This is a genomic window from Streptomyces sp. 8L (genome assembly GCF_020176795.1).
Taxonomy (GTDB): Bacteria; Actinomycetota; Actinomycetes; order Streptomycetales; family Streptomycetaceae; genus Streptomyces.
The window spans coordinates 6,244-10,507 of sequence record NZ_JAIUKE010000400.1 but is presented as its reverse complement, the minus strand read 5'-3'; the positions used below and the strand labels follow the sequence as shown (position 1 = coordinate 10,507).

3 protein-coding genes are annotated in these 4,264 nt (G+C 72.0%); all 3 read left to right on the top strand.

Annotated elements, in window-relative coordinates:
- Window positions 1–177 precede the first annotated feature (177 nt).
- The 3 genes from pheA to LCE31_RS28520 all read left to right on the top strand — a co-directional run bounded on the left by pheA (window position 178) and on the right by LCE31_RS28520 (window position 4,146).
- Complete coding sequence (gene pheA / locus LCE31_RS28530; protein ID WP_225019242.1) at window positions 178–1,113, top strand: prephenate dehydratase; 936 nt, start codon at window positions 178–180, stop codon at window positions 1,111–1,113.
- Window positions 1,114–1,951: 838 nt separating this feature from the next.
- Window positions 1,952–3,229 carry a serine--tRNA ligase gene (gene serS / locus LCE31_RS28525; protein ID WP_225019240.1) on the top strand — a complete coding sequence of 426 codons (1,278 nt, stop codon included), beginning with the start codon at window positions 1,952–1,954 and terminating at the stop codon, window positions 3,227–3,229.
- A gap of 104 nt (window positions 3,230–3,333) precedes the next feature.
- On the top strand, window positions 3,334–4,146 hold the full coding sequence (locus LCE31_RS28520; protein WP_225019244.1) for an HAD family hydrolase: 813 nt from the start codon (window positions 3,334–3,336) through the stop codon (window positions 4,144–4,146).
- Window positions 4,147–4,264 lie beyond the last annotated feature (118 nt).

Here is a 4,264-nt window from a genome sequence, read left to right as displayed (position 1 = left end):
GACTCACGGGCAAGCCGGGCACTGCCCTCAGTTCCAGACCGTGCTGGACAAGATCCGCGTACCGGGGCCGGGGGGGCCGCCCCCCCCCCCGCCCGGCCCCCGGGGGGGGGGCCCGGGGGGGGGGCGCGGCCCCCGCCCCCCCCCGGGGCCCCGGCGGGGGGCACTAGGGTGGGCCGCATGTCGGCCACGCGCTACACGTATCTCGGGCCCGAGGGCACCTTCACCGAAGCCGCTCTGCGCACTCTCCCTGAAGCGGCCACCAGGGAACTCGCGCCCATGGTGTCCGTACCGGCGGCCTTCGACGCCGTACGGGCGGGGCAGGCGGCCGGGGCGTTCGCCGCGATCGAGAACTCGGTGGAGGGCGGCGTCACCGCGACCATCGACGAACTCACCGGCGGCGAACCGCTGATGATCTACCGCGAGGTCCTGCTGCCGATCACGTTCGCGCTGCTCGTACGGCCGGGCACGGCCCTCGCCGACGTGCGCACCGTGACCGGGCACCCGGTGGCGCAGCCGCAGGTGCGGGACTGGCTGCGGGGCCATCTGCCCGACGCCGTCTGGGAGTCGGCCGCCTCGAACGCGGACGGCGCCCGGCTGGTGCGCGAGGGCAAGTACGACGGCGCCTTCGCGGGCGTGTTCGCGGCGGCGACGTACGGTCTCGAACCGCTGTTCACCGAGATCCACGACGCGGCGAACGCGGTCACCCGCTTCGTCCTCGTCGGGCGGCCCGGCCGGCCCGCCGCGCCGACCGGCGCGGACAAGACGTCCCTGGTGATCTGGCTGGGCGAGGACCACCCCGGCGCGCTGCTCGACCTGCTCCAGGAGTTCGCGGTGCGGGGCGTCAACCTGATCCAGATCCAGTCCCGGCCGACCGGCGCCGGCATGGGGAAGTACTGCTTCGCCGTCGACGCGGAGGGCCACATCGCGGAGCGCCGGGTGGCCGAGGCGCTGATGGGCCTGAAGCGGATCTGCCCGAAGGTGCGCTTCCTCGGCTCGTACCCGCGTGCGGGTGTGGCGCCCGCGGACGTACGGCCGCCGCGGACCGGCACGTCGGACGCCGACTTCATCGAGGCGGCGGAGTGGCTCGCGCGAAGCCAGGACGGACGCTCCTGAGCGCGCGCGGGCGGCGGACGGGAGCGGCGGGGGCGCGCCGTCCCCGGGGGCCGCACGGCACGAAGGGCCGCACGGCACGAAGGGCCGCACGGCACGAAGGGCCGCACGGCACGAAGGGCCGCACGGCACGAGGGGCCGCACCACAGGCGGGGCCGCACGGCGTGCGGGGGCCGTCGGCCGGGTCGTGCGGCACGTGCTCGGCCGGGGAGAGGCGGCTTCTTTGTGCACAGCGGCACCCAGCCTGTGGATAACTCGGCGGGTTATCCACAGTCGACATCCTCGACCTGAGGACAAGTCGACATTGGAGGTCCGGTTCGTCGACAAATCTCCCGAGTCACTCTTTCGCTATCCACAGGGTGTGGGTACACGCGAAGCCCTCACATGACCCTCACTCCGGGTGATCATCTTCATGGAAGGGGTAATTCCCACTCGAAGGAGTGGTGATTGCAGGTTTGAGGGCGGATTTGTCCGGCAGCTGATCTCTCTGATAAAGATCCCGCCCCGCTATCCACAGCAGGAAAGAGAAGCCTGTGGATAACTGGAGATCCGAACCCCGCCCGCTGTGGACAAGGAGCGCCGAGCCGACGCCAAGTCCCCGCCAACGCAAGGGATCTGAGTCAAGGTGAGAACACGCGCTTCCCTCTGAACGGGGAATTCTGGGCGATGGCTTGACGAACACCGAAAGACTCCATACGTCATTCTTGATCATTCTCTGTATTTTATCCAATTCGCGTGAATACGGTCCATAACGGACAAATCTACAAGCGCTGTGGATCTCCCCGAGACCCCGGGGTAATGCGGGTGAGGCGCGCCGACAGGCACCGGTAGCCTTGGCAAGGTGATTGACCTTCGCCTGCTCCGTGAAGACCCCGACCGTGTCCGTGCCTCCCAGCGCGCCCGTGGAGAGGACGTCGGCCTCGTCGACGCGCTGCTCTCCGCCGACGAGCGCCGCAGGTCGTCCGGTGTCCGCTTCGACGAGCTGCGCTCCGAGCAGAAGTCGATCGGCAAGCTGATCCCCAAGGCGTCCGCCGAGGAGAAGGCCGAGCTGCTGGGGAGGGCCGAGCGGCTGAAGGCCGAGGTGAAGGCCGCCGACACCGCACAGCACGAGGCGGACGAGGAGGCCAGGAGCCTGTTGCTCAAGCTGGGCAACGTCGTCCACGAGGACGTGCCGGTCGGCGGCGAGGAGGACTTCACCGTCCTGGAGACGCACGGCACCATCCGCGACTTCGGCGCGGAGGGCTTCGAGCCCAAGGACCACCTGGAGCTGGGCGAGGCGCTCGGCGCCATCGACATGGAACGCGGCGCGAAGGTGTCGGGCTCCCGCTTCTACTACCTCAGGGGCGTCGGCGCGCTGCTCGAGCTCGCGCTGGTCAACGCGGCGGTCGCGCAGGCCACCGCCGCCGGCTTCACACCGATGATCACCCCGGCGCTGGTGCGGCCCGCGGCCATGGAGGGCACGGGATTCCTCGGCCAGGCCGCGGGGGACGTGTACCACCTGGAGCAGGACGACTACTACCTGGTCGGGACGTCCGAGGTGCCGCTCGCCGCGTACCACATGGACGAGATCATCGACGCCGACCGGCTGCCCCTGCGGTACGCGGGCTACTCCTCGTGCTTCCGCCGCGAGGCCGGCACGTACGGCAAGGACACCCGAGGCATCTTCCGCGTCCACCAGTTCGAGAAGGTCGAGATGTTCTCGTACGTGGCGCCGGAGGACGCGCAGGCGGAGCACCTGCGGCTGCTGGAGTGGGAGAAGGAGTGGCTGCTCGGCCTCGGCCTGCCCTTCCAGGTGATCGACGTGGCGTCGGGCGACCTGGGCGCCTCGGCCTCGCGCAAGTACGACTGCGAGGCGTGGATTCCGACCCAGGGCAAGTACCGCGAGCTGACGTCCACGTCCAACTGCGACGGGTTCCAGGCGCGCAGGCTGTCCGTCAGGATGCGCGACGGCAAGCAGGTCAAGCCGCTGTCCACGCTCAACGGCACGCTCTGCGCGGTGACGCGCACGATCGTGGCGCTGCTGGAGAACCACCAGCGCGCCGACGGCTCCGTCTGGGTGCCCGAGGTCCTGCGCCCCTACCTCGGGGGCCGGGAGCTGCTGGAGCCGGTCGCGAAGTGAGCGAGGGCGAGGTGCGCGCCGGCGGCCCCGGCGAGGCGGCCACCGGCGGCGCGGCCCCCGTCCCCGCGTCCGGCACCGGCCGGGCGGCGGCGTTCCCGTATCCGCTGGTCGCGACGGACCTCGACGGCACGCTGCTGCGCGGGGACGGCACGGTCTCCGGCCGTACACGGGCGGCGCTCGCCGCCGTGACGGCGGCCGGCGCGGCGCACATCGTGGTCACCGGCCGGTCCGCGCCGTGGACGCGTGATGTGCTGAGCGACCTCGGGTACGAGGGAATCGCCGTGTGCGGCCAGGGCTCGCAGGTCTACCACGCGGGCGAGCGCAGGCTGCTCACGTCGCTGACGCTCGACCGGCAGGTCGCACGGCTCGCGATCGCCGCGATCGAGGCCGAACTCGGCCCGCTGGCGATCGCGGTCAGCCAGGACGGAACCGACGGCGTCGTCCTGACCGACGCGCGGTACCGGCTCAACAGCCGCAAGGCCGACCTGGCCACCACCGTCGAGGACGTGGCGGACCTCTGGGCCGCCCCGCTGAACAAGGTCTACCTCCAGCACCCCGCGCTGGACGACGACGCGCTGACGCGGGCGGCGCGCGAGCTGGTCGGCGGGCTGACGGACGTGGTGATGGCGGGACCCGGCACGGTCGAGCTGGTGCCGGTCGGCCTCACGAAGGCACGCGGCCTCTCCCTCGCGGCGCGACGGCTCGGCGTCACGGGGCGGGACACGATCGCGTTCGGCGACATGCCGAACGACATTCCGATGTTCGCCTGGGCCGCGCACGGCGTCGCGATGGCGGGCGCGCACCCGGAGCTGCTGGCCGTGGCGGACGAGGTCACGGCGTCGAACGACGAGGACGGCATCGCGGTCGTCCTGGAGAAGCTGCTGGCCGGCGAAGGCGGAGCAGCCACCGGAGCCTGAAGGCCGGGGCGGAGGCAGGGGAGGGGGCGGCCCCCCCGGGGGCCCCGGCCCCGCCGCGCCCCCCCCCCCCCGGGGGCCGCGGGCGCGGCCCCGGGCCCGGTTGATCGCGGAGCGGAGC

Coding starts and splice junctions, on each gene's coding strand:
- pheA (WP_225019242.1), top strand. CDS start 178: ATGTCGGCCACGCGCTACACGTATCTCGGGCCCGAGGGCACCTTCACC.